Here is a 23,322-nt window from a genome sequence, read left to right as displayed (position 1 = left end):
TCCCTACTCTGTTTCTGTTTTATTTGATACGTGACAGATAGTGGTGCCTTCATCTGCGCCCATAACAACATTCTTTAAACTGCCAGGTTTGTTCATGTTAAATACACGAATTGGCAAGTTATGGTCTCGCGCTAAAGTGAATGCAGCTAAATCCATCACTTTTAATTCTTTGTCTAGTACTTCAGCGTAATCCAGCTCACTGTATAAAGTGGCTGCAGGGTCTTTTACAGGGTCGGCAGTAAATACGCCGTCTACTTTAGTGCCTTTAAGCACAGCTTCAGCTTCAATCTCAATGCCACGTAAACACGCTGCAGAGTCTGTTGTGAAGAAAGGATTACCCGTACCCGCTGAGAAAATAACAACTTTACCGGCTTTAAGATTGCTAATAGCATCTGCCCAGTTGTATGAATCACACACGCCATTTAGCTCAATGGCCGACATTAAGCGCGCGTTCACAAAATTTCTATGTAATGCATCACGCATAGCTAAGCCGTTCATCACGGTTGCTAGCATGCCCATGTGGTCGCCCACTACACGGTTCATACCTGCTTTTGCAAGGCCTTCGCCTCGAAACAGGTTACCACCACCAATAACTAGCCCAACTTGGATACCTAATTCTACTAACTCTTTAATTTCAAGAGCCATACGGTCCAATACTTTAGGGTCAATACCAAAACCTTCATCACCCATTAGGGCTTCACCTGAAAGTTTTAAAAGAATGCGACGATATGCAGGTTTAGGATTGGTGCTCATAGCGATGATGATCTCTCTTATCTAGAAATACAAGAAGGTTGCGGCATGATACCGCAACCTGAAGAACAACTAAAATTACTTTTTAGCTGCAGCGATTTGTGCAGCAACTTCTGCAGCAAAATCTTCTTCTTTCTTCTCAATGCCTTCGCCAACTTCTAGGCGAATGAAACCAGCAACAGAAGCACCTTTCTCTTTCAAGATAGCGCCAACAGTTTTCTTAGGCTCCATGATGAACGCTTGGCCAGTTAATGAGATTTCACCGGTGAATTTCTTCATACGGCCAGTCACCATTTTCTCGGCGATCTCAGCTGGTTTGCCTTCGTTCATAGCAATTTCGATTTGTAGCTTTTTCTCTTTTTCTACAACGTCGGCTGGTACGTCTTCAGGAGATAAAAACTCTGGCTTAGAAGCAGCAACGTGCATTGCAACGTGCTTAAGTGTTTCAACATCAGCTTCACCAGTTACAGCAACACCAATACGCTCACCGTGACGGTAAGAAGCAATTGGAGCACCGTCTAAGTACTCAACGCGACGAATTGAGATGTTTTCACCGATTTTAGCAACCAGTTGAACACGCTCTTCTTCGAAGTTTGCTTTCAAAGTTTCGATGTCTGTTTTTTCTGCAGCTGCAGCTTCAGCTACTTTTTCAGCGAACGCTGTAAAGTTGCCATCTTTAGCTACAAAGTCAGTTTGACAGTTAACTTCTAGTAGGGCTGCAAAACCAGCGCCTTCTTTAATAATAATCGCGCCGTCAGCAGCAATGTTGCCGGCTTTTTTAGCCGCTTTAGCAGCACCGCTCTTACGCATATTATCAATCGCTAACTCGATGTCACCATCAGTTTCAGTCAACGCTTTTTTACAATCCATCATGCCTGCGCCGGTACGGTCGCGCAGTTCTTTTACTAGGGCAGCAGTAATTGCCATTTGTTTGATCCTCGACTGTTTATCGGATAAAACTCAGGGGACAAGCTTGTCCCCTGCTAATCATCAAGCTTACTCAGTATAAATGCTGTTTATTGCATTTAATTACTCAGCAGCTTCCTCTACGAAACCATCTTCTTCAGCTTGTACTACGATGTCGTCTTGACGACCTTCGATAACAGTATCAGCAGCTGCGCCAAGGTACAATTTAATTGCACGGATAGCATCGTCGTTACCAGGAATGATGTAATCAACACCGTCTGGTGCAGAGTTAGTATCAACTACAGAGATAACTGGGATACCTAGGTTGTTTGCTTCGCGAATAGCGATGTGCTCGTGTTCAGCATCGATTACAAACAATACGTCTGGTAAACCGCCCATGTTTTTGATACCGCCAAGGCTTTTCTCAAGCTTTTCCATTTCGCGAGTACGCATAAGCGCCTCTTTCTTGGTTAGCTTTTCGAAAGTACCGTCTTGGCTTTGAGCTTCTAGATCTTTTAGACGCTTGATAGATTGACGAACTGTTTTCCAGTTAGTCAACATACCACCTAACCAGCGGTGGTTAACGTAGAATTGATCTGAACGAAGTGCTTCAGTTTTGATGGTGTCACCAGCAGCGCGCTTAGTACCAACAAAAAGAACTTTACCTTTCTTAGATGCAACTTTCTTAAGAACAGACATTGCATCATTAAACATAGGTACAGTTTTTTCTAAGTTAATGATATGAACTTTGTTACGAGCACCAAAAATGAAAGGCTTCATTTTTGGGTTCCAGTAACGAGTTTGGTGACCAAAGTGTACGCCTGCTTGAAGCATATCGCGCATTGAAACGTTTGCCATTATAATTTCCTCAAATGGGGTTAGGCCTCCACACATCCCATTTTACCGACCAGACCAAATTGCCCAGCACCCCGGAAAACGTGACGATGTGTGTGTGTGTTTAAAATATAAATATTTAATTTATGTAAGCATCCACGCTAATTCGAAAACTAGAGTAATGACTTACGGCGCGCTTTATACCATAAATAGCCATATTGATAAAGCTAAGGCTAAACTTTTCGTTAATTTTTCTAGCCACTACAACTCCCCTCGACCTTACGGTAAACTAGCGGCAAAACCAAGGTAAACACTCAACTATTAGTACTCATGAGCATAGTAATAAAAACCCCTGAACAAATCGAAAAGATGCGCGTTGCTGGTCGCCTAGCGGCAGACGTTCTCACCATGATCGCCCCTTATGTTAAGGTTGGCGTTAGCACCGATGAACTTAATCAACGCTGCCATGACTACATAGTAAACGAGCAAGGGGCTATTCCTGCGCCACTAGATTACCATGGCTTCCCTAAATCAATCTGTACCTCGGTAAACGATGTGGTATGCCATGGTATTCCATCTAGTACCCATATTTTGCAAGATGGCGATGTAATCAACATCGATATCACCGTTATAAAAGACGGTTATCACGGCGATACCTCCAAAATGTTTTTGGTCGGCAATGCCTCACCTGCCGATAAACTGTTATGCCGCGTGACTCAACAAGCGCTCTACCAAGCTATTAAAGTGGTAAAACCTGGCAATAAAGTCAGCGATATTGGTAATGCAATTCAAAAATACTTGAAGAAAGGCAACTATCGCTATGGCATTGTCGATAACTTTTGTGGCCACGGTATTGGCGAAGGTTTCCATGAAGATCCACAAATCATGCATTACCGCAACAACGACCGAACGGTATTAAAAGCAGGCATGTGCTTTACCATTGAACCGATGATCAACCAGGGCAAAAAAGGCAACTGGGTTGACGATGAAGATGGTTGGACAGCGCGCACCAATGATGGCAAAAACTCCGCTCAGTGGGAGCACACGCTGCTAGTCACTAATGACGGTGTTGAAGTGTTAACACTTCGTGACGAAGAAGACTTACCACGTATTATTAAACACTAACCAACGGGTCTTAGAGGTATAGTCATGGAAACGACGTTAGCAGCACCGCCTTTGCCCTGCGTAGAAGAGATATCGCTTAAAAGTAGTAAGCGATATCTAGACGAACTGCAAGAGTACTTAGCCGATCAGTTCAACCAGGGCGTGCATGTCGTTGAGTTAGTGCAGTTGCGCTCTCAACAAATGGACTTGTTACTTAACTGTTTGTGGAAGCATTTTGGTTTAGCCGATCACCCAGAGCTCTCGTTGCTTGCCGTAGGTGGTTATGGCCGAGGCGAACTACACCCTCGTTCAGATATCGACATTCTTATTCTCACACGAGAGCAAGTTAAACCAGCAATAGCGGACAAAATATCAGCGTTTATTACCTTACTGTGGGATATACGCTTAGATGTAGGCCAAAGTGTTCGGACGCTCAAAGAGTGTTTAGAGCTAGGTCTAGAAGACATTACTATTGCTACCAACTTGCAAGAGTCACGTTTGCTGTTTGGTGATAAAGCACTGTATCAAGAGCTCTGTATGGCCGTTTGCGCCGACAGTTTTTGGCCTAGCGAAGCTTTTTTCCGCGCCAAAAAGGATGAGCAACTAAGTCGTCACCGCCAATACAAAGGTAATGCGTATTCCTTAGAACCAGATATTAAAGCTAACCCTGGTGGCTTACGTGATATTCAAACGATTTGTTGGGTAGCCGGCCGCCATTTTGGCAGTAGCGACTTAGATGAACTCACTAAACAAAACTTCCTTACTTTAGCAGAGTGCAGAGAACTGCAAGATTGTCGCGATTTTTTGTGGCGAGTGCGCTTTGCGCTGCATATTCACTTGCCTAAAAGTGATGACCGTTTGTTATTTGATCGCCAGTTAGCTGTAGCTCAGTCATTGGGTTATAGCGGTGAGCACAATGCGCCCGTTGAGCGCTTAATGAAGCACTTCTTCCAAACGGTGCGTCGAATTTCCGAATTAAATGAAATGCTACTGCAGCTCTTCGATGAAGCGATCCTTGGTAACACCGCCATGGATGTTCAGCCAGTCGATGAAAACTTTATGCTACGCGGCAACCTAATTGATAGCGCTAATGGCCAGCTGTTTTTAGAGCAACCTGAACAAATTTTGGTGATGTTTTTACACATTGCCGATAATCCGAAGATTACCGGTATTTACTCAGCAACCTTGCGCCAGTTACGCGAAGCAAGACGCCGACTAACCCATTGGTTGCAAGATATACCAGAGTGTCGCCGCTACTTTAGACGCCTTATTAAACATCCTAACGTGACTGGGCTACCGCTGACCTTAATGCACCGCTATGGGGTTTTATCAACCTATTTTCCTGCTTGGAGCCGCATTGTTGGTCAGATGCAATTTGATTTATTCCATGCTTTCACAGTTGATGAGCATACCCATCGCCTGATTAACAAAATCCATTCGTTTAATGATGAAAAAACCAAAGAGGTTCACCCTCTTTGTTGCCAAGTATACCCGCGTTTAGAACGACCCGATTTACTGGCTTTAGCAGCCATTTTTCATGATATTGCTAAAGGACGCAAAGGCGATCACTCAACCTTGGGTGCGGTAGATGCCGAAGAGTTCTGTTTGGCTCATGGATTTAGTAAACCCTCCGCTCGCACCGTAGCGTGGCTAGTTAAGCACCACTTATTGATGTCGGTAACCGCTCAACGCCGCGATATTTATGATCCTGAAGTGATTACCGAGTTTGCTAAGGTCGTACGTGATCAACGCCACCTAGACATGTTGCTTTGTTTAACGGTAGCAGATATTTGCGCAACCAATGACGATACCTGGAACAGCTGGAAGCGAACCTTATTAAGCGAACTTTATAATTCGACACAAAAAGCCTTACGAAGAGGCTTGGAAAATCCTGTCGATATTCGTGGGGTAATTAGAGATAAGCAGAAGAAAGCCATTCAGCAATTAGAGCTTAAAGGCTATTCAGAAGAGCAAGTGCGCGGCTTATGGCAGCGTTTTAGGGCCGATTACTTTCTGCGCCACACTCCTCAGCAAATTGCTTGGCACAGCGACCACTTATGGGGCCACAGCGAAGACCAGCCTTTAGTATTGGTTAGTCGTCGCGCAACTCGCGGCGGCACAGAGATATTTATCCATTGCCAAGATATACCGCATTTATTTGCATCAGTTGCCGCTGAACTAGATCAAAAGAATCTGAATATTCATGATGCGCAGATCATGTCGAGCCGTGATGGTTTTGTACTTGATACCTTTGTGGTGCTCGATCATGAGGGCGAACCTCTCTCACTTGAGCGCGGTATTTTGCTGCAGCAAACATTGGCCGAAAAGCTTCATGTTGCAGCGCCAATTGATTTGAAACAGCGCCGTGTGCCGCGCCAAGTGCAACAGTTCTCTATCGCACCTCGTGTAGAGTTTTTGCCCACCAAAGGTAATCGAACCTTGATTGAAGTTGTCGCCTTGGATAAACCTGGTTTATTGGCTAAAATTAGCGCCGTATTTCAATCCTTTAATTACACGATTCACGCAGCTAAAGTCACCACCATTGGTGAGAAAGCAGAAGATTTCTTCAGTATTAGTAACTGTGAACGTGAAAAGCTAAGTCCAGAGCAAAAGCAGCAGCTTAAGAGCATTCTGGAACAAGCACTCAAACAATAATATTTAGCAAGCTCAACCACTATTTTGGAGACAACCATGTCTAAAGACTTTTTTAGTTACGCCGTTGGTGTGGGAAGTAAAAACGCAAATGGCCAATGGCTAGAAGTTTTTTACCCTGCTCCGGTTTTAAACCCAAGCGAAGCAGAAGTATCAGGCCTAACTAAAGGTTTAGATTACAACAATGGCAAACAAGACATTGAACTAGACGATACAGCATTGAACATTCTAATCGCCAATGCTGAAGCTCTAGGTTTAGCAGCGCAAGTAACAGCGCTTAACGCTTTATTAGGCAGCAAACAGCCTCGCGTTTTATGTTTACTAAGCCAAGATGATGCAGCTGCCTCAACACCAGAAGCTTACCTTAAACTGCACCTGCTCTCTCACCGCTTAGTTAAACCTCACGGTACCGATTTAAGCGGCATCTTTGCGGTACTTCCTAACGTAGCGTGGACTAACCAAGGTGCTATTGATCTAGCCGAGTTACCAGCCCGCCAGTTAGAAGCCCGTGCTAAAGGTGAATTACTACAGGTTACTTCTGTAGATAAGTTTCCGAAAATGGCTGACTACGTGGTACCAAGTGGCGTGCGCATTGCGGCAACTTCACGGGTGCGCCTAGGTGCTTACATCGGCGAAGGCACTACAATTATGCACGAAGGTTTCTGTAATTTTAATGCAGGTACTGCAGGCACTAGCATGATCGAAGGCCGTATCTCTGCTGGAGTATTTGTAGGTAAAGGCTCTGATTTAGGTGGTGGTTGTTCAACCATGGGGACTCTGTCAGGCGGTGGTAACATTGTTATCGCAGTAGGTGAAGAATCGCTAATTGGTGCAAACGCTGGTACTGGCATACCACTAGGAGACCGCTGTACCATTGAGTCTGGCCTATACATCACCTCAGGTACCAAAGTGTTGCTAATAGACGAAAACAAGCAACAAGCAGGCACCATTAAAGCCCGTGAGCTTGCAGGTAAATCAGATCTGCTATTCCGCCGTAATAGCCTTACTGGCGCAATCGAATGTTTAACCAACAAAACAGCGATTGCCTTAAACGAAGAGCTACACGCACATAACTAAGTTAAAACGGCTCAAGTTACTGCAGTAGCTTGGGCCTACTTTCCCTCTTAAATTCCTCCACATAAAAAGCCCACTAGTTCACACTCCTTCTACGCGTAATGAGCTATGCTGCAATATACAGGCTCTGCAGAACAATGCGGCGGCGACTGTTTCTAGCACTAGAATGACAATTCGTTATGAAGGAAATTGTATGTACAAAAATCTAAAAAGCATTGGCATTACCAACCCAAGCGACATTGAACGTTACAGCCTCCGCCAAGAAGCCAATTCTGATACGCTCAAGATTTACTTCCATAAGGAAAAAGGTGACTTTCTCACCCGCAGTGTAAAATTCAAATATCCAAGGCAGAAAAAGACTGTACTCATTGATGGTGGTCGCGGCACTTACAAAGATACAACTGAAATAAACGCAAACCTACGTTTTATCGTAGAAGAACTAGATAAAATTACTCGCAGAGACCAACAAGAAAAAGATACCAAACAACAAGTACTTTCTGAGTTAAGACATTTGGAAAAGGTAGTATCTAATAAAATTGCTGAGATTGAGGCTAAGCTAGAGCGTTTATAAAGCTAAAAACAGATAAAAAAAGGAGGCTTAAGCCTCCTTTTCAACACTTACACTATACCTTAAACGGTTGCTAGGTAAGCTTCCATATCAGTTTTCAAGTTGTCTGACTTAGTACCAAAGATAGCTTGAACACCTTGGCCAGCAACTACTACACCAGCTGCACCTAAGCTCTTAAGCTTTGGTTGGTCAACAGATTCTACCGACTTAACCTGAATACGTAAGCGAGTGATACAAGCATCTAGGCTAACAATGTTAGCTTTACCGCCAAACGCTTCTACTAGGTTCTTAGACATTTCGTCTTCAGATACCGGAGCTGCAGCACTAGCAGACTCGTCTTCGTCTTCACGGCCTGGGGTTTTAAGGTCTAATTTAGCAATAACCACACGGAATACAGTGTAGTAAACAGCGGCATAACCCAAACCAATTACAGGGAACAACCACATTTTCTGAGCATTGCTCGATAGTACGATGAAGTCAATTAAACCGTGTGAGAATGAGGTGCCGTGAACCATACCTAGAGTATTGGTAATTACGAAAGCCAAACCAGCTAATAAAGCGTGAATTACGTAAAGAACCGGAGCAACAAACAAGAACGCAAATTCAATTGGTTCGGTAATACCAGTTAGGAATGAAGTAAGCGCAGCCGAGATCATGATACCGCCAACTTTAGCGCGGTTCTCTGGTTTAGCAGCATGCCAAATTGCAATAGCAGCAGCAGGTAGGCCGTACATTTTAAACATGTAACCACCAGCAAGTTGACCAAAGCCATTGCCCGCAGCACGAGACGCCTCGTCTGCTTGTAGGTAACAAGTTAATACGCCGTTAGCCACTTCGCCAGCCGCAGTTGTACACTGGCCAGCCTCGAAGAAGAATGGAACATTCCAAACGTGGTGCAATCCAAATGGAATTAGTGAGCGTTCAACCACACCGTAGATACCAAAGGCAAGAGTTGGGTTTTGCTCAGCAGCCCAGTGAGAGAATGCTGCAATACCGTTACCGATTGGCGGCCAAATAAATGCTAGTACCACACCTAAGAAAATAGTTAGGAAACCAGTGATAATCGGCACACTTCGCTTACCCGCGAAGAAACCAAGGTAGGCAGGTAGTTGAATGCGGAAGAAGCGATTAAACGCCCAACCAGCTACACCACCAGCTAAAATACCACCTAGTACTCCGGTATCAATCTTCTCAACTCCCATTACACCGGCCATAACACCCAGTGTAGCGGTCATAATACCGTAACCAACAATGGCCGCTAATGCAGCTACACCATCATTATTAGTAAAGCCTAAAGCAACGCCAACGGCAAACAACAACGCCATTTGGCCAAATACTGAACCACCAGCATTTTCCATTAACTCTGAAACAATACTTGGCATCCAACTAAAGTCGGCTGCACCTACACCAAGCAAGATACCCGCAACAGGTAGAACTGATACGGGTAGCATCAGTGCTTTACCTACCTTTTGCGCTTGCGCAAACAAATTTTTAAACATAGTGAGCTCCTAGGGGCTGATAGTAAACTAAATAAAGCCTTAGCCATTTTCCTTCAAAAGGCCAATTTTTAAGCGGCTTAAATATAATTATTTTGATGTTGCCGCTAAATTCGTTTTCTTACGATTTCAGGGCCTTAGTTTAGGCGGGTACGGAATAGAAAAATGCGATTTGGCACAAGTTAAACCTCACTTTTTGTAACACTTTGTAACACTTGATTTCAATTCAGATAAAAATGCCACATCGAGTAACTATTTCGTTTTATTCACCTTCTACCTCCCCATAAACTAACAATCTGCTAGCTTCCCCCAACACGCACAACAAAAGCACACAAAACCAAAATTAATACCGAATACAGAACGAAAAACCACCAAATAGACAAATAAAAGCATAAGAAAGGGTTTTCACGCTTCAACTGTGAGTTTCCTCACACGACAAACCACAAAACTACTGAGACAATACTTTCGACATAATGTTCCATAGGAATTGGAATTTACAGAACAGGGTGCTTATTTATGTCCTAATTTGGAAATTAATACACATAAGGTTTATGTAATGAAATTAAAAACACTTTCGATCGCAGTAGCATCAGCCGCGATGTCAACTCAAGCAATTGCCGCAACACCAGAATTTAACGGTTACATGCGTTCAGGAATTGGCGCTACCGGTTCAGGCGGCGAGCAAATGTGCTTCCAAGCCGACGGCTCACCATATAAGCACCGTTTGGGTAACGAATGTGAAACCTATGCAGAAATAGCATTATCTGCACCTTTGTATGAAGAGGGCAACAAAGCAATGGGTGTACATACCCTACTTGCTCACTCTGTAGATCAACGTAACGATTGGGAAGAAAGCCCTTCTGCAGTGCGCGAAATGTACGTTTCTGGCCAAAACATGGTTGAATCTTTCGAAGGTTCAAACCTTTGGGCTGGTAAGCGTTTTTACCAACGTCGTGACGTTCACCAAATTGACTACTACTACTTAGCAAATGCTGGTGCAGGTGCTGGTATCGAAAACATCGATGTAGGCTTTGCTAAGCTTTCTGCTGCATGGGTTCGCAATACCTCTGAAGCATTATTTGATGCCAACATTGCCGGCTCTGGTCAAACTATGGCTGATTTCTCAGGTAACAACTTAGATTTACGCCTAGACGGAATCTCTACTAACTCAAACGGCGAGTTGAGCTTAGTAGGTATTTACGGCATGTACTCTGAAGCGGCCGACCAAGATTTCAACATCGAAAACCAAAAAGACAACGGCGTGTTCGTGATGGCTGAGCACACTCAAGGTGATTTCTTTGGTGGCTTTAACAAGTTCTCTGTATCTTACGCAACAGACGCTATGGCGGGTATTGGCGCAAGTGGTCAACTGCGCGGGTTTGGCTACGAAAATATGGCTGACGAAGGTGATGATCCGGTTTACCGCACCGACAGCAATGAAGGCAGCTGGTACCGTTTACTAAACTGGGGTGTGGTTGATTTAGGCGAATCAACAGCCATGTCTTACGTAGTTAACTACGAAAACTATGACAAAGATGATAACAAAGGCTCTACTTTGTTCACTGTTGGTGTTCGTCCTCAGTACAACTGGAGCAATAACTTATCTACCATCTTAGACTTAGGCTACGATGTAGTTGAATTCCAAGATGCTGCTAAAGCTAATGGTAGCGAAGATAACAAGCTAGCTAAAGTAACTATTGCCCAGCAGTGGCAAGCTGGTCCAAATGTATTTGCACGCCCAGCTCTTCGTGCATTTGCTACTTACGCAAAATCAGACCAATACATCTCTCGTGACTCTAGCTCGAAAGATGAAGTAACCTTTGGTTTCCAAGCCGAAGCTTGGTGGTAAACACCAAACAATAAAAATGCCTATTTTTAGCCCTCGTAAAGAGGGCTTTTTTATTGCTAGTAAGTCTCTCACCTTCACTAACAACCCCAAATGCTCTCATCGATAAGACTCGTAAAATAAGAGCACTGAATAACGCGGAACATTGTGCGAACATTATGCGAACTGCCTTTTTGACTGAACCCAGATAAGCCTTTCCCCACCCTACTCACCGCACAAGATGTTTTACTAAGGCCACAACAACTAAACATAATTAGCACATACCCGCTTATACTGGATATCAAGCAACAAAAAAGCCAGCTAAACGCTGGCTTAATATCAAACGAAAAGAAACCTTATTTGTTTTTCACAGCTTCAATAAAAGTATTTCTTGCTGAGCGTGAGCCTGCATATTCTGCTTCTTCTACCAACTTAAGCGCTTTTTCTACTTCATCATTATTAATCATGTCTTCGATAAGCTTGTTGTAGAACGCCTCAGTTTCAGGAAGCATCGCTTTTTTAAGGGTTCTATTATCAGTGCCGCTTGAATTTGTTGATGAAACGGCCACGGCTGCTCCAGCGGAGCTGGCTGCTGCCACGGTTCCCTGACTAGAGGGAGAAGGAAGAGGCTCTTCTTTTTTCCCACCAAACCAAGCTTGATCAGAAAAAACCGAAGAGTTGGCAGAGTTAAATGTCATATTCACCATTCCCATAGCGGAATGTGGAATTAGTGGATCAGGTAGACCTGGATCAGCTTTAGCCTGAGCTTTTGCATATGTCCTAGCTGGGTGCACAATTTGAGTCTCATCGCTCAATGATTGATCTGTTGTATATACAATCATGTAGCGCTCACGCTCTTCTGGTAAGCCCGACGCCAAGCGGATCTTAAAAGTAGCCGCTAACATATTGGGCTTAAAGTGCTTAGCCTCTACATACTTAAAAAAATCAGCGGTCAATACTCTTAATACTTCAAAATTCTCATTTAATAAAGCAACTGTGGGAGCAAATACTGTTTCACCAATTTGCGCTTCTAGCGTGATAGGAATGTCTTCACCCAGGTCAGGCAACTTATAAGCTAATATAAAACTTTTTCCCGTATTGAACTGAAATGCTTGACGATTTTGGTCTATCGCTTCTTCAGCTTGGTAGTTATAACTAGTGGCTTTATAGCTGATATCCTGAAAACTATTACAACAAACTGGTGCCGAGTCTAATGTACGCCCTGTAACAAGGGTATCTGCGTATAGGTACCGAGTATCAGCGCCTCCGCTTAGCATAGAGCTATCTGAGCCAGAGCTACACGCTGTCAAACCTATCATTGAAGTTAGAACTACTACACCAAGTTTCGTTCTCATTACTACCTCCTCAAAACTAAAAGACCCTTAAAATATTCTATTTTAAGGGTCTTGACTAGCGTTCTAACTATTTAAGTTAAAAAGCAGTGTTTACCACCAAGCTTCAACTTGAGCGCCGTACATAAGGTCATTTTTCTCTTGAGCCATGTCGCCACCGAACTTCGCTACGAAGATACGGATTTCAGGACGTGCCCAGAAACCACCTTTCTCTTGAAGAGGAGACCAAGCTTGAGCTAATGCAACCTTGTTAAGGTCAGCACTTTCGCTCATCCATGGGTCTTCTGCATTGTAGTATGCAGCTTCAAGGATTGTGCTCATGGTGTTGTTCCACAAGTAACGAGGACGTATTGTTACGCCGTAACGAGTACCATCGCTCTTGTTGTTATCACCCGCGTCGTCTTGATCAAGTTGCGAGTAAAAAGCAGACCAACCCATATCTACATTGCTACCAAATTTAACCACACCGTGGTCAATGATACGCCATGATTTACGACCTAAGTCACCGCCACCACCGATGTTGTATGAATCACCTAAATGGTTGTTCATACCGTAACCAGACCAACCGTAGCCTTCAGTAGAGTACTGAGCAACTAACTTGTTGAAGCCACCAGGTAGACCAACAGCCCACTCAGCAGTTAACTGAACACCAGTTTTGTCGTTGTAGCTGCCATCAGTTTGAGCATCTTCTTGAGCATCACTTAGGTTAGCTTTGCCGCCCATAGCGATTAAATCAATAGAACCTAAACCAATATCAATACCGCTTAAACGAACGTCTAATTGAGGAGTTGAAGTGTAAGGTTGGCTATCGTCACCACCTACATCATGCCATTTGTTATGACGTACAGCTACACCCAAACGAGCGAAGCCTAGGTCAATGCTATCAACACCAGCACCGTAACCAGAACCGTTTACGTAGTACCAGTCGTTAATGTGTACATCTTTACGACCGTAGTAACGGTTACCAGCCCAGATTTCTGTGCCGCTAGCCATAGTGTACTTAGCGTAAGCTTCACGGAAAGATAGACGCTGACCAGACCATGGGTCTGAAGCTTCGCCTACGCCCTGCCAAGAGTTACCACGTTGGTCAGTGTTACCTTCTTGAGTACCGTAAGCAACTAAAGTGTGAATAGAGAACTTTTCACCAGTGTTACGTTCTACAACGTTTTGGCTCAATGCTAACTCTGCGTAAGTATCACACTCATCACCTAAACGACCAACAACGTGAGCGTTAGGGCCACCATCACCATAACAGTACTGTGAACCACCATCAGCGTTTAAGCCGAAGCCAGCACGGAAGTAACCGTTGAAATCAAGAGCGAATGCGCTTGAAGAAATTGTTGCCGCAGTAACTGCAACAGCAAGTGTTTTCAGTTTCATAATCCTTTCCTTTTCCTTTAGAACTACTAAGTCCCTTACCTTATTTAGTAAGAGCCAGCGGTGCATTTGTAAGTGTGCTTATATCCGCTAACTGAGATGGATTATAGGGAGCCTATTTCCAGACAACTTTGAACTAGCTCACAGAATGATTTTTCTGAAAATCGCTTGAAAACAAGGGTTTCAGGGGTGAAAACAAGGTATGGATCACATCATCCAATGACCATAAGAAAAGCCTTGAAAATGCTTTCAATCACAAAGAAAAGGCTTTCAGTAGGTTAATTACTAAAAAAAACCAAAATTTGAACTAATATTTAAGGTTAAGACCTAAAAAAAGTAATTTTTTTTCACGACCATGAAAGCCTTTTCAAAGTTCCAATTACCTTTCACAAGTGTGACATAGATCACCAATAAAAAGGGAACTATTTCCAAGACATTCGCTTAAATAGCTGTTTCCAGCGCTCGGGCATGGGGCAATCGATGATGATTTCGTTGTCAGTATAAGGATGAACGAAGCGTAATTGCTTAGAAAACAACCAAAGCCCAGGTAGCCCCAGCTCACGAAATAAGCGGTTGTGACGACCATCGCCGTAAGTAGTGTCACCAACAATATGATGACTTAGGTGATGCATGTGACGGCGCAATTGGTGCTTTCTTCCAGTTTTAGGTTTAAGTGACACTAAACTATACCGAGAAGTTGCAAATTTACCTGATGGATATGGTAACTCTGCTTTTTGTAATCCAGTGTAAAAAGTAAGGGCTGACTGGGCAGGTTTATCCTGCTGTGCCTTAGCATCCACCATCTTATCTAGCTTTTCCTTCAACGGATAATCTAGCTGGTGTTCCCCCTCTATATAACCTCTAACCAAAGCAAGGTATTGCTTATCTATATGTTGTGCAGCAAATTGTTCGGAAAGCTTACGGGCAGCTTCAGATGACTTAGCCATGATAAGTACACCACTGGTTGGTCTGTCTAAGCGGTGCACTGGGTAAACATATTGGCCAATTTGATCACGCAAAATCTGTAAAGCAAATTGGGTGGCGTCTTTAGCTATCCAACTTCGGTGAACTAACAATCCAACCGGTTTATATACCGCTACATAATGGTCATCTTCAAACAAGATCTGAAGTTGTTCTGGAATAGCTTCAACAAGCTCTTCATTAGGCTTAAAGTCGTCAGTCATTACTTAAAGCTCTCATCGATTGTTTTTATAACGTCCAACAAGGGCTTAGCGTCAAATGCCAATTGCTTTACCGCCTCTTCTGCGTAAGGGCTTATCTCAACTTTTTGAGGTAACGGGGCACCTAGTTCAATGAGTTCACGCATTTTAGGGATAAAAATAAACTGTAACCATTGCGGCAAACTTAAGGTGTCGATACAAAATGGCTGAGTACTAGCAAGTAGCTCGTTACTTGGTAGGGTGTTTTGCCAACTATTAGTTTGTTTTAAGCACTGCTCAAGTTCCAAAAGCAATGGCATGATTTGTTGCGGCATCGTATTCATTAAAGCAAAAATCGCAGTGTAACATTCCACTCTAACATTACCTACCAAACTGAGATAATTGCCCTCTCCACTATAAATGTGGATACTGACGCCAAATGTTGTGGATCGAACAGTAACAATGAATAAACTAAGCACATTAAGCGAAATCCTTCAGGCTTCGGGCAGTGACCTACGGGTGTATGAAATGGGTCGACAGATCCATCACATCAGCAACCAAGACTTCTACCAAATGGAAGTAGCAAAGCAGCCCTACCCTGCCCCCATTCAACAACATGCTAGATTTGCAGTTTGTTTTTGGCAAAAGCAACAATCTACAACACCTTATATATGGTTTTTGCAATTACCAGTTAACGAGCAAGGCTTTATCAATCTTGCTGCGCGCGATCAGTTCATCCAACTGGTTATTGAAGCACTAGGGCAAGAACTAAATCTTAAACCGAGTGAAGAGCAACAACAGGCATTAGCCAACAATCAATATATCTATAAACCCATTGAGGAAAAGCTCGCTTTTTTTAATGCCATATATAAAAGAGATACTCAATTAGCGCCATCGGAGCATTACTTGGCTGTTCGTCGCTATTTGCAAAACGATGGTGAATGGGGAAATTGGCAGAGCCTAGCACTGCAAGGCATAGCAGACTTAGTGGCAAGGCTAGATAGAGATGATAATAGTAAACTGCTTAGCCAAGCCTTCCCACATCTCCCACTAGAAGTTGCCAACAAAACCCTAGAATTACTAGAACATGCTAAGTTAGATCAGCAGCTTAGTCATGTAATTGCATCTTTGCATCAGCAGCAATTGTTAAGCAATGAAGAGCTTGCAAGCTTGTATCTTCGAGCTTTAGCTGGGGCTTCTGTTAAGCCGCTTACCCATCAAGCAATTAAGCAACAGCTTGCAAATGCAAATTCGATTCATAGCTTTATCGCGGTGGCAGGAAGGTTGTGGCAATCCTTAAGTGATCCACATTTACTCAAATACTTCTTAGAAACGATTGCGGACCAAAACGACCCGGAGCTGTTTCAACAGATTTTCGCTGATTTAGTATTCATTCCAAGCTTACGTAGTTTTGTATTAGCCCAGCTTCGTGACCCCAATAACTCAGAAGCTCTGCAGCTATCCATTGCGCAGCTGATTAAACTGTATCAATCACCTAAACACCACTAAGGATTAGTTATGTCTCAGCAAATTGCATTGATCGCGATAAAAGCCTTATTGGATGAAAACAAACAACCTACTCTTGCTTTAGTAAAAGGTAAGCTCACCACCAGGCTACCAATGCCTACGGTAATTGCAGCGCTAAATGCTTATAAGAAAGATCCCTCTATCGTTGAAAACCTTGTGGCTGAAGCGCCTCCAGTTAAAGAGGCACCAAAGGCTATTGAACAACGCGTGATGGAGCTAGAAAGCCAAGTTCAGCTACTATTGCAACGCATCGAACAACTAGAAGCGAAGAACTAACGATGTACTTAAGCAAAGTAAACTTTGAATGCTATACCGACACAACCATTACCCGCGCTGAAAAAGCGATAAACCTATTGTTAGATAGTTGGCGTTACCATGGGCAAATCATTGGTCGCGAGTTCCCTGTTGTTTTGAAAGACGCCGCATTTTCAGTGCGAGTAGTTTGTCCCGAGGAAAATAGTCTATTAGACAGTTTTCAAAGTAAGCAAGTAAAACGCGCCAAACTAGCATTAAGTGAGGCAGGTTTACTCAGCCCAAAACTTAAAAACCTTGGCCGAGACATCAACTCAGATGACAGCGATACTTGCGAAACACCTAGCTGGCAGGTCTTGTATACTAATTATCTGCAAAGTTGTTCTCCAGTTCGCTGTGGTGACCATTTTACCCCCATTCCGCTTTATCATTTGCCCGCAGTTGCCAATGGCGACCACAAGCAGCTAATTAAGTGGCAAGAAGATTGGTCAGCCTGCGACCAACTGCAAATGAATGGCAGCATATTAGAACATTCTGCATTAAAAGAGATGAGTGATATCACTAGTCGCCTTTATCGCAGAGGCTCAGACCTAACTAAACGTTTGGAATACTTAAGTAAAGTACCGACTTATTTGTATCTCTATAGGGTTGGTGGCGAAAGCCTTGAAACAGAAAAAGAACGATGCTGCCCAAGTTGCGGTGGAGATTGGTTATTAGAAAACACCGTTCATGACATTTTTGACTTCAAATGTGACACCTGCCGTTTAGTGTCCAATATTTCTTGGGATTTTAAGCGCTAAAGTTTGTTGCTCTTTCGAGCAACTCTTTGCAACAATTTGCGGTTGTTTATACAAGTTAGAGGCTTTGAACTAGAACAAAAAGCCTCTAAAGTATTAGAACAGCCACAAGTGCTGCGCGAAGGGTTTGGCTAAAATCGTTTTATGCTTTTGGTTATGCTTATTCTTAGTTAATAAGTGAATACTTAAAGTAGCTAGGCTACGCTCTACTACCCGCACCCAAAACGATTTTATCTCCAACAAAATTCAACCGCGAAGGTTAACTGGCTTAGTCACATAGCTCAAATTTAGCAACAAACTCTTCCAGTGTTTTTGCCAGCACTCGATCAATTCCTTTTCCTAACTGCTCCAGTACAACCTCTCCGGAATCATTATCGATGCTAACGACTTGCATCTCGTCTTCTGTACTAGCAATAAACACCGTTTCTTTTTGCTTCAAGCGACGTTGCATTAATACATGGCCGATGATGTTCTCAAGTAGCATCTCAAAGTCTTGTTCATTCCAGGCTTGAACCAACTCAATGCGATTGTTTTGAAAGTCCACCGCTAGGGTTTCAGAGAAGTAATCACCGTAAAATGCTTTAATACTAGGGTGTAAAGTTATTTCTAAGGCACGCTCAATGCCAGAGAAATCTCCTTTATCCTCACGTAACACCGGTTTCCAACTCACCTCTTGTTGCTCTGGCTCTCCAATAATGCAAGGAGACAACCATTGCTCATCATACTCAACCTTCGGATAGGCGCTGCTTTGCCAATGCTGTTCAAACTTATTAAAAACGAGAGATAATGGTTGTGATATGACGCTGCTCATGGATGTGTTTCACTAAGAATTAAGATAGACTAAGCCTAACTAATTCCATGTAACAACACCATGAAAAAGCAGCCTTTAAACACTTCGCAACAGTTAAAAGACAGTTTGAGCCTCGGTAAGCCTACCGATTACATTAGTCACTACTCTCCCGAGTTATTACAAGGCGTACCTCGAACCTTAAATCGCCAGCAAATTAATTTGGATGAAAGCCAAGCCTTGCCTTTTACCGGCTACGACTTATGGAACTTGTATGAACTATCTTGGTTAACCCCATCGGGCTTGCCCGTTGTAGCGGTAGCCGAGGTAAAAGTGGCTGCTAGTTCGCGCTGCTTAATCGAGTCAAAATCATTTAAGTTGTACTTAAATAGCTTTAACCAAAGCCACTTTAAGAACGTTGATGAGGTTGCTGCAACCCTTGAGAAAGATTTACAACATTGTGCTGAAGGCGATGTAGAAGTAAAACTGTTACCTATCTCCAGTGAAATGGACTCAAGGCCAATTCCCGGCGTTAATATTGACCAACAAGAGATTAGCATTAGCAACTATGAGCTAGACCCTAACCTTTTAGAAAATGCAGCCGACCCGCAGCATGTAGTCAATGAAACGCTAAATAGCCATCTATTAAAATCAAACTGCCTAATCACTAATCAGCCAGATTGGGCCAGCGTTTACATCGATTATCAAGGCTCGAAAATAAACCAAGAAGCTCTACTTCGTTACTTGGTCTCTTTTCGTCAACACAACGAGTTTCATGAGCAGTGTGTCGAGCGGATCTTTTGTGACATTATGCAGTTTTGTAAACCCAGTACCTTAACTGTATATGCTCGTTATACCCGCCGCGGTGGGTTAGACATAAACCCTATGCGCTCTAATGACCCTAAGGTTGACGAAAAATTAGGTAACTGGCGTTTATTACGCCAATAAAAGGTAATTATTTCTTGAGAGTTCAAGCTTATTTAACTGGATTGTTGGCCTTAATTACGTGCTTAGTAAGCTTCAATAGTTCTGCTTACGAGCACGGTTTTGTTCATGTACCCAAAGCACTAGAGCCGCTGCGCCAGCTACTGATTGCTAATCCTCGAGAATGCATAAGGCAAACCGAGCAGCAACTCAGCAATCAGCAACAATCCCCTCAAAATGCTGAGTCGCAAAGCGTTACCTTACTAAGTTATCAACTCGGTGCGCTATGCGCCTATCGAATCAAAGATACCCGACAGGCTCAGCAATACATTGATCAAGCTATCGAGCTAGCGAAACAACAGCAACATCAAGCTCACTTAACTCAAGCCTACATCATTGCCGCATTAGTGTTGAGCAATGATCCTAACCGAGCAAGTGAAACAGAAACTTACCTCAATCTGGCACAAGCTAATTTAGATAAACTCAAAATTTTCCCATTGCCTAACATGCGCTTTCAACTTCAAAAAGTATTGGCGCTATATCATCTAAACCAAGGTAAAAGCAACGAAGCAAAAACCTACCTACTTAAAGCAAAAGAAGAAGCGTACGCCAGCAAATCCCCCATATTACGCGCCTGGTCCGAAGCATTACTCGCTAATTATTACCTAGCGAACAGTCAACCTGAACTGGCACTTAGCCATTTAAGTGAAGCCGAGTTGGACCAACAAGACATTAATAGTAATGAAGCACTGTTGCTCACCAGCATGCTACAGGCCAATATCGCTCGGGTATACCTTGGGCAAGGAGAGTTAGCAATAGCCCAACAAATTCAACAAGATGCTATTGCCAATGCGGTTGACTTAGGTAATTTTGATTTACAAGCCGAAGAGATTGCCACCTTAGGCAATATGTCAGAGCTAGCCGGAGATATAGACGCAGCTCTAGTGCACTACCTCAATGCGAAAGAGATAGCCAAAGCCAATAATAACCTTCCCTTATTAGCGGACATTGAGCTGCAACTAGGCAAAACCTATATGGAGTTGTCAGACTACACACCAGCACTGGTTCACTTACAAATTTCTCGACAGCTTTTTATTAGCTTAAATCAACCTGGCAAATTACTGCGCAGCTTATTGTTGTTAGGTGAATTACACATCAATAATAACGAAAACGGCTTAGCCATTTTGCAGCTAGAAAAAGCAGAAGAATTGGCTAACACCATGGGGCTAAGCAGCAGCCACAGTAAAGTGTATAAACTGCTTACACAAGCTTATGAGAAAAATGGCAACTACGCGTTAGCACTAGAGCAGTTTAAGGTTTACCACAGCCTAAATCAGCAGTATCAGCAAATTCGTAATGAACTTAAACGCGAGCAGTTTAAACAACACTATCAATACATAGAACAAGCTCAGCAACTCTCTGACCTTACTCGTGAAAAAGCGATTATTTTGCAACAAAGTAACTTTCAGCAATTGGTACTTGTGCTGGTTTGTGTATTTGGCATCATGCTGCTGTTCCTATTCTTGGTGACCCGTCAAAAGCTACTGAGTCGAAACGCTTCGCTTAACGACATAAGCCATCAGCTCAATCACCACCCAGTAACGGGGCTGCAACAGCTAGCGAACAGCGACGCACCATTAGTATGTTTACGTGACAAACTGTCCAACAAACAACAAGCTCGTATTCTATTAATGCTTTCGATAGAGAGCATTAGCCTAGCCAGCCAACAAACACTTGGCTTTAAAGCTCAGCGCGAGCTAATTAAACGCTTTATTGAAGAATTGATTGAAGACATAGAAGGCGATTTCCACTTAGGTCATATTAGCGACAAGCAGTTGGTGTTATGCATAGAACAAGCAGATTTAAGTCCGCAAGAGTTGGGCGAGCAGCTTAGTGGTCGAGCCAAAATATGTGCAGAACAACAAAAAATAAAACTAATTATGGCCATTGGATGTTGTAGCTTGCCATTTTTAGCTAAAGCTAAAGATGCAATTGACGATAAAGGAATGACCGAAGTTGTATGGTTAGCTCTTGAAGGCGCTCAACAGCTTTGTAAACACACTAATCAAAACCAATGGGTTGAACTTACAGCAATGAGTGGTTCACATGCTGCATTTTTCTGTAGTGACGTTACCCAAGATGTAAAACAAGCGATTGCCAAAGGCTTGGTGAAAGTAAACGCTTCCAGCGATAAGAGCTTAATAAATTGGTAAACTTATGCAAACAGCAGCCAAAAACTATGACACTTGAGCTGCTGTAGTTATCAAAGATCTCATGTTATGCTAATTTTATTATGTTAGGCACGCTAGGAAGTATTGGTTTAAACGATGAGCGATATCATCACTATTAAGAAGCGACTTGCGTTGGTGAGAAACGAAATTGACAGTTCCAACAAAAATCCTTCAAACCAAGATGCAAAGGTTAGAATGGAAAAAAAAGCAATAAGCCAGCTAATTTCTCGCCTGTCAAAAATTTGTTATGGTCTAGACGAACAGCTCGATCAAAAACTTGAACAACTTATCCAAGAAGTTGAAAGTAATGAAGACCTGTCGGCTATTTCTCAATACCAAAACGAATTAGATGGGCTGTTCAAGCAACACAGCGAAACACTTAAAACACTACTGGCGCACAATCAACGAATTATTAAAACGTCGGGCGAATCACTTAAACGTATCAACGGTTTACCACCGCAATTACGCCGTAAACTAACCGACTTTTTAGAACAAGAGCCTGCTTATTCTCACAACGACAATCAGCAACGCCTTGAACAGCTACTAAATTATTACTACCAAGCATTGATCAACAAACCTGCTCTTGGTGGTGCTCCCTTATCAAATGATTCAACACCTGCTGTAAAACCTAAAGAAAGCATCCTCAATAATCGCCTTCACAAACGTATATGTGATGATCTTCAGAGGCTAATTACCGAATTAGATTACACCGGTGACGTAGGAACCAAACTTGGCCAAGTTCGCTCAGACCTATTAGTAGGCATTGAGCCTGAAGAACTACCAAGTTTGTGCATAAAAGTTATTCAACTAGTCATTGAAGGTAGCCGTGAAGAACGTAAAGCTTCACAAGAGTTTTTATATTCTCTTAATGAGAGCTTAGGCGGTGTTCACGACCAATTTAATGACTCCTTGAGTCAATCGAAGTCTATTCATAAAGACCAAAAACAAAGTGACGGTTTACTGAAAAATCGTTTATTAGAACTAGGTGCCGAAGTTCGTTCAAGTAACGATTTAGACACCCTAAAAAGCTCTATTCAAAATCGCTTGATTCAAATTGCTGATGTGTTCAAAGAGAAAGAACAACTTGAGCAACGCACTAGCGAGCTGTTAGATGAACTAGGTAATGTAGAGCTAAAACTTCGTCTGGTTCGTGAAGAAACTCACGAGTACAAAAAACGCCTTAATGCTCACAAGCACAAATTGTTTATTGATAGCCTAACCCAAGTGTATAACCGCGCGGCTTTAGATGAACGACTAGAGCTTGAGTACAAGCGCTGGAAGCGTTACGGCTACAATCTAGGCATGGCAGTTATTGATATTGACCACTTCAAATCAATTAACGACAAATTTGGCCATATGGCAGGAGACAAAGCACTTAAAGTGATTGCCCGTGCTTTGCAAAACAACCTAAGAGACACCGACTTTTTAGCACGTTTTGGCGGCGAAGAGTTTGTGCTACTTATGCCAAATATTTCACCCGACGCGGTAATGGTGCCACTGGACAACATCCGAGAGCAAATAAAAGCCTTGCCATTTAGGTTTAAAGACCAACAGGTATCTATCACTGTGTCTATTGGTGCTACCTTGTTTAAAGAAAGCGACAAACCACTAGATGCTTTTGAACGAGCCGACCAAGCACTGTATGAATCAAAGAGCAGTGGTCGTGACAAAGTTAACATAATCAGCTAGTTAGTTTAACGTTGGGT

20 protein-coding genes are annotated in these 23,322 nt (G+C 42.9%); 11 read left to right on the top strand and 9 right to left on the bottom strand.

Features of this window, described 5'->3' with window-relative positions; genetic code table 11:
* Positions 1–3 precede the first annotated feature (3 nt).
* The 3 genes from pyrH to rpsB form a co-directional block, all read right to left on the bottom strand.
* A complete protein-coding gene (gene pyrH / locus K5620_RS07755) occupies positions 4–753 on the bottom strand; it encodes a UMP kinase (RefSeq protein ID WP_040307020.1) in 750 nt (249 codons plus the stop codon).
* Positions 754–828: 75 nt separating this feature from the next.
* Positions 829–1,677, bottom strand: a complete 849-nt coding sequence (tsf, locus tag K5620_RS07750) for a translation elongation factor Ts (RefSeq protein WP_016401185.1) — start codon at positions 1,675–1,677, stop codon at positions 829–831.
* A 102-nt stretch (positions 1,678–1,779) separates the two neighbouring features.
* Positions 1,780–2,514, bottom strand: a complete 735-nt coding sequence (rpsB, locus tag K5620_RS07745; RefSeq protein WP_016401186.1) for a 30S ribosomal protein S2 — start codon at positions 2,512–2,514, stop codon at positions 1,780–1,782.
* A gap of 306 nt (positions 2,515–2,820) precedes the next feature.
* On the opposite strand from rpsB, the gene map reads away from it, so the two are divergent.
* The 4 genes from map (at position 2,821) to K5620_RS07725 (ending at position 7,891) form a co-directional block, all read left to right on the top strand.
* A complete protein-coding gene (gene map, locus K5620_RS07740) occupies positions 2,821–3,615 on the top strand; it encodes a type I methionyl aminopeptidase (protein WP_016401188.1) in 795 nt (264 codons plus the stop codon).
* 24 nt (positions 3,616–3,639) lie between these two features.
* Entirely contained in the window at positions 3,640–6,249 is a 2,610-nt protein-coding gene (gene glnD / locus K5620_RS07735; RefSeq protein WP_016401189.1) for a bifunctional uridylyltransferase/uridylyl-removing protein GlnD, read from the top strand.
* A gap of 36 nt (positions 6,250–6,285) precedes the next feature.
* On the top strand, positions 6,286–7,323 hold the full coding sequence (gene dapD, locus K5620_RS07730) for a 2,3,4,5-tetrahydropyridine-2,6-dicarboxylate N-succinyltransferase (RefSeq protein WP_016401190.1): 1,038 nt from the start codon (positions 6,286–6,288) through the stop codon (positions 7,321–7,323).
* 190 nt (positions 7,324–7,513) lie between these two features.
* On the top strand, positions 7,514–7,891 hold the full coding sequence (locus K5620_RS07725) for a DUF3461 family protein (protein ID WP_016401191.1): 378 nt from the start codon (positions 7,514–7,516) through the stop codon (positions 7,889–7,891).
* Between the two features lie 59 nt (positions 7,892–7,950).
* Here K5620_RS07725 and ptsG read toward each other — a convergent pair whose 3' ends face one another.
* Positions 7,951–9,387, bottom strand: a complete 1,437-nt coding sequence (gene ptsG / locus K5620_RS07720) for a PTS glucose transporter subunit IIBC (RefSeq protein ID WP_016401192.1) — start codon at positions 9,385–9,387, stop codon at positions 7,951–7,953.
* 553 nt (positions 9,388–9,940) lie between these two features.
* Here ptsG and lamB point away from each other — a divergent pair.
* Entirely contained in the window at positions 9,941–11,233 is a 1,293-nt protein-coding gene (gene lamB / locus K5620_RS07715; RefSeq protein ID WP_040307021.1) for a maltoporin LamB, read from the top strand.
* A 332-nt stretch (positions 11,234–11,565) separates the two neighbouring features.
* Here lamB and K5620_RS07710 read toward each other — a convergent pair whose 3' ends face one another.
* The 4 genes from K5620_RS07710 to K5620_RS07695 all read right to left on the bottom strand — a co-directional run bounded on the left by K5620_RS07710 (position 11,566) and on the right by K5620_RS07695 (position 15,433).
* The gene (locus K5620_RS07710) at positions 11,566–12,564 is read right to left on the bottom strand and encodes a MalM family protein (protein WP_040307022.1); all 999 of its coding nucleotides are present in this window, start codon (positions 12,562–12,564) and stop codon (positions 11,566–11,568) included.
* Between the two features lie 90 nt (positions 12,565–12,654).
* On the bottom strand, positions 12,655–13,941 hold the full coding sequence (locus tag K5620_RS07705) for a carbohydrate porin (protein WP_016401195.1): 1,287 nt from the start codon (positions 13,939–13,941) through the stop codon (positions 12,655–12,657).
* A gap of 419 nt (positions 13,942–14,360) precedes the next feature.
* The gene (gene truC, locus K5620_RS07700) at positions 14,361–15,122 is read right to left on the bottom strand and encodes a tRNA pseudouridine(65) synthase TruC (RefSeq protein ID WP_016401196.1); all 762 of its coding nucleotides are present in this window, start codon (positions 15,120–15,122) and stop codon (positions 14,361–14,363) included.
* Complete coding sequence (locus K5620_RS07695) at positions 15,122–15,433, bottom strand: YqcC family protein (protein ID WP_040307034.1); 312 nt, start codon at positions 15,431–15,433, stop codon at positions 15,122–15,124. Before K5620_RS07695 ends, truC begins: the two co-directional genes overlap by 1 nt.
* A gap of 127 nt (positions 15,434–15,560) precedes the next feature.
* Between K5620_RS07695 and K5620_RS07690 the strand changes: the two genes are divergently transcribed.
* The 3 genes from K5620_RS07690 to K5620_RS07680 are packed head-to-tail and all read left to right on the top strand — an operon-like array spanning position 15,561 to position 17,677.
* Positions 15,561–16,607 (top strand): DUF3549 family protein, encoded by a 1,047-nt coding sequence (locus tag K5620_RS07690; RefSeq protein ID WP_040307023.1) that lies wholly within the window; start codon positions 15,561–15,563, stop codon positions 16,605–16,607.
* 9 nt (positions 16,608–16,616) lie between these two features.
* Positions 16,617–16,901: a hypothetical protein gene (locus K5620_RS07685; protein ID WP_016401199.1), complete on the top strand. Its 285-nt coding sequence runs from the start codon at positions 16,617–16,619 to the stop codon at positions 16,899–16,901.
* A 2-nt stretch (positions 16,902–16,903) separates the two neighbouring features.
* The gene (locus tag K5620_RS07680; protein ID WP_016401200.1) at positions 16,904–17,677 is read left to right on the top strand and encodes a Zn-ribbon-containing protein; all 774 of its coding nucleotides are present in this window, start codon (positions 16,904–16,906) and stop codon (positions 17,675–17,677) included.
* A 265-nt stretch (positions 17,678–17,942) separates the two neighbouring features.
* Here K5620_RS07680 and syd read toward each other — a convergent pair whose 3' ends face one another.
* A complete protein-coding gene (gene syd, locus K5620_RS07675) occupies positions 17,943–18,485 on the bottom strand; it encodes a SecY-interacting protein (RefSeq protein ID WP_016401202.1) in 543 nt (180 codons plus the stop codon).
* Positions 18,486–18,545: 60 nt separating this feature from the next.
* Between syd and queF the strand changes: the two genes are divergently transcribed.
* The 3 genes from queF (at position 18,546) to K5620_RS07660 (ending at position 23,305) form a co-directional block, all read left to right on the top strand.
* On the top strand, positions 18,546–19,409 hold the full coding sequence (queF, locus tag K5620_RS07670) for an NADPH-dependent 7-cyano-7-deazaguanine reductase QueF (RefSeq protein ID WP_016401203.1): 864 nt from the start codon (positions 18,546–18,548) through the stop codon (positions 19,407–19,409).
* 14 nt (positions 19,410–19,423) lie between these two features.
* On the top strand, positions 19,424–21,598 hold the full coding sequence (locus tag K5620_RS07665) for a tetratricopeptide repeat protein (RefSeq protein ID WP_016401204.1): 2,175 nt from the start codon (positions 19,424–19,426) through the stop codon (positions 21,596–21,598).
* A gap of 114 nt (positions 21,599–21,712) precedes the next feature.
* Complete coding sequence (locus K5620_RS07660) at positions 21,713–23,305, top strand: GGDEF domain-containing protein (RefSeq protein WP_016401205.1); 1,593 nt, start codon at positions 21,713–21,715, stop codon at positions 23,303–23,305.
* The last annotated feature ends 17 nt before the right edge of the window (positions 23,306–23,322 follow it).

This window comes from Agarivorans albus, assembly GCF_019670105.1.
GTDB classification, from domain to species: Bacteria; Pseudomonadota; Gammaproteobacteria; order Enterobacterales; family Celerinatantimonadaceae; genus Agarivorans; species Agarivorans albus.
The sequence above is the reverse complement of the archived record's forward strand: the minus strand, read 5'-3'. Positions and strand labels throughout refer to the sequence as shown.

Excerpts from the sequence above, each read along its gene's own strand:
- map (WP_016401188.1), top strand. The coding sequence starts at position 2,821 with ATGAGCATAGTAATAAAAACCCCTGAACAAATCGAAAAGATGCGCGTT.
- rpsB (WP_016401186.1), bottom strand. The coding sequence starts at position 2,514 with ATGGCAAACGTTTCAATGCGCGATATGCTTCAAGCAGGCGTACACTTT.
- K5620_RS07685 (WP_016401199.1), top strand. The coding sequence starts at position 16,617 with ATGTCTCAGCAAATTGCATTGATCGCGATAAAAGCCTTATTGGATGAA.
- dapD (WP_016401190.1), top strand. The coding sequence starts at position 6,286 with ATGTCTAAAGACTTTTTTAGTTACGCCGTTGGTGTGGGAAGTAAAAAC.
- ptsG (WP_016401192.1), bottom strand. The coding sequence starts at position 9,387 with ATGTTTAAAAATTTGTTTGCGCAAGCGCAAAAGGTAGGTAAAGCACTG.
- queF (WP_016401203.1), top strand. The coding sequence starts at position 18,546 with ATGAAAAAGCAGCCTTTAAACACTTCGCAACAGTTAAAAGACAGTTTG.
- syd (WP_016401202.1), bottom strand. The coding sequence starts at position 18,485 with ATGAGCAGCGTCATATCACAACCATTATCTCTCGTTTTTAATAAGTTT.
- K5620_RS07705 (WP_016401195.1), bottom strand. The coding sequence starts at position 13,941 with ATGAAACTGAAAACACTTGCTGTTGCAGTTACTGCGGCAACAATTTCT.
- K5620_RS07690 (WP_040307023.1), top strand. The coding sequence starts at position 15,561 with ATGAATAAACTAAGCACATTAAGCGAAATCCTTCAGGCTTCGGGCAGT.
- tsf (WP_016401185.1), bottom strand. The coding sequence starts at position 1,677 with ATGGCAATTACTGCTGCCCTAGTAAAAGAACTGCGCGACCGTACCGGC.
- K5620_RS07695 (WP_040307034.1), bottom strand. The coding sequence starts at position 15,433 with ATGCCGCAACAAATCATGCCATTGCTTTTGGAACTTGAGCAGTGCTTA.
- K5620_RS07710 (WP_040307022.1), bottom strand. The coding sequence starts at position 12,564 with ATGAGAACGAAACTTGGTGTAGTAGTTCTAACTTCAATGATAGGTTTG.
- K5620_RS07680 (WP_016401200.1), top strand. The coding sequence starts at position 16,904 with ATGTACTTAAGCAAAGTAAACTTTGAATGCTATACCGACACAACCATT.
- K5620_RS07660 (WP_016401205.1), top strand. The coding sequence starts at position 21,713 with ATGAGCGATATCATCACTATTAAGAAGCGACTTGCGTTGGTGAGAAAC.
- lamB (WP_040307021.1), top strand. The coding sequence starts at position 9,941 with ATGAAATTAAAAACACTTTCGATCGCAGTAGCATCAGCCGCGATGTCA.
- K5620_RS07725 (WP_016401191.1), top strand. The coding sequence starts at position 7,514 with ATGTACAAAAATCTAAAAAGCATTGGCATTACCAACCCAAGCGACATT.
- glnD (WP_016401189.1), top strand. The coding sequence starts at position 3,640 with ATGGAAACGACGTTAGCAGCACCGCCTTTGCCCTGCGTAGAAGAGATA.
- truC (WP_016401196.1), bottom strand. The coding sequence starts at position 15,122 with ATGACTGACGACTTTAAGCCTAATGAAGAGCTTGTTGAAGCTATTCCA.
- pyrH (WP_040307020.1), bottom strand. The coding sequence starts at position 753 with ATGAGCACCAATCCTAAACCTGCATATCGTCGCATTCTTTTAAAACTT.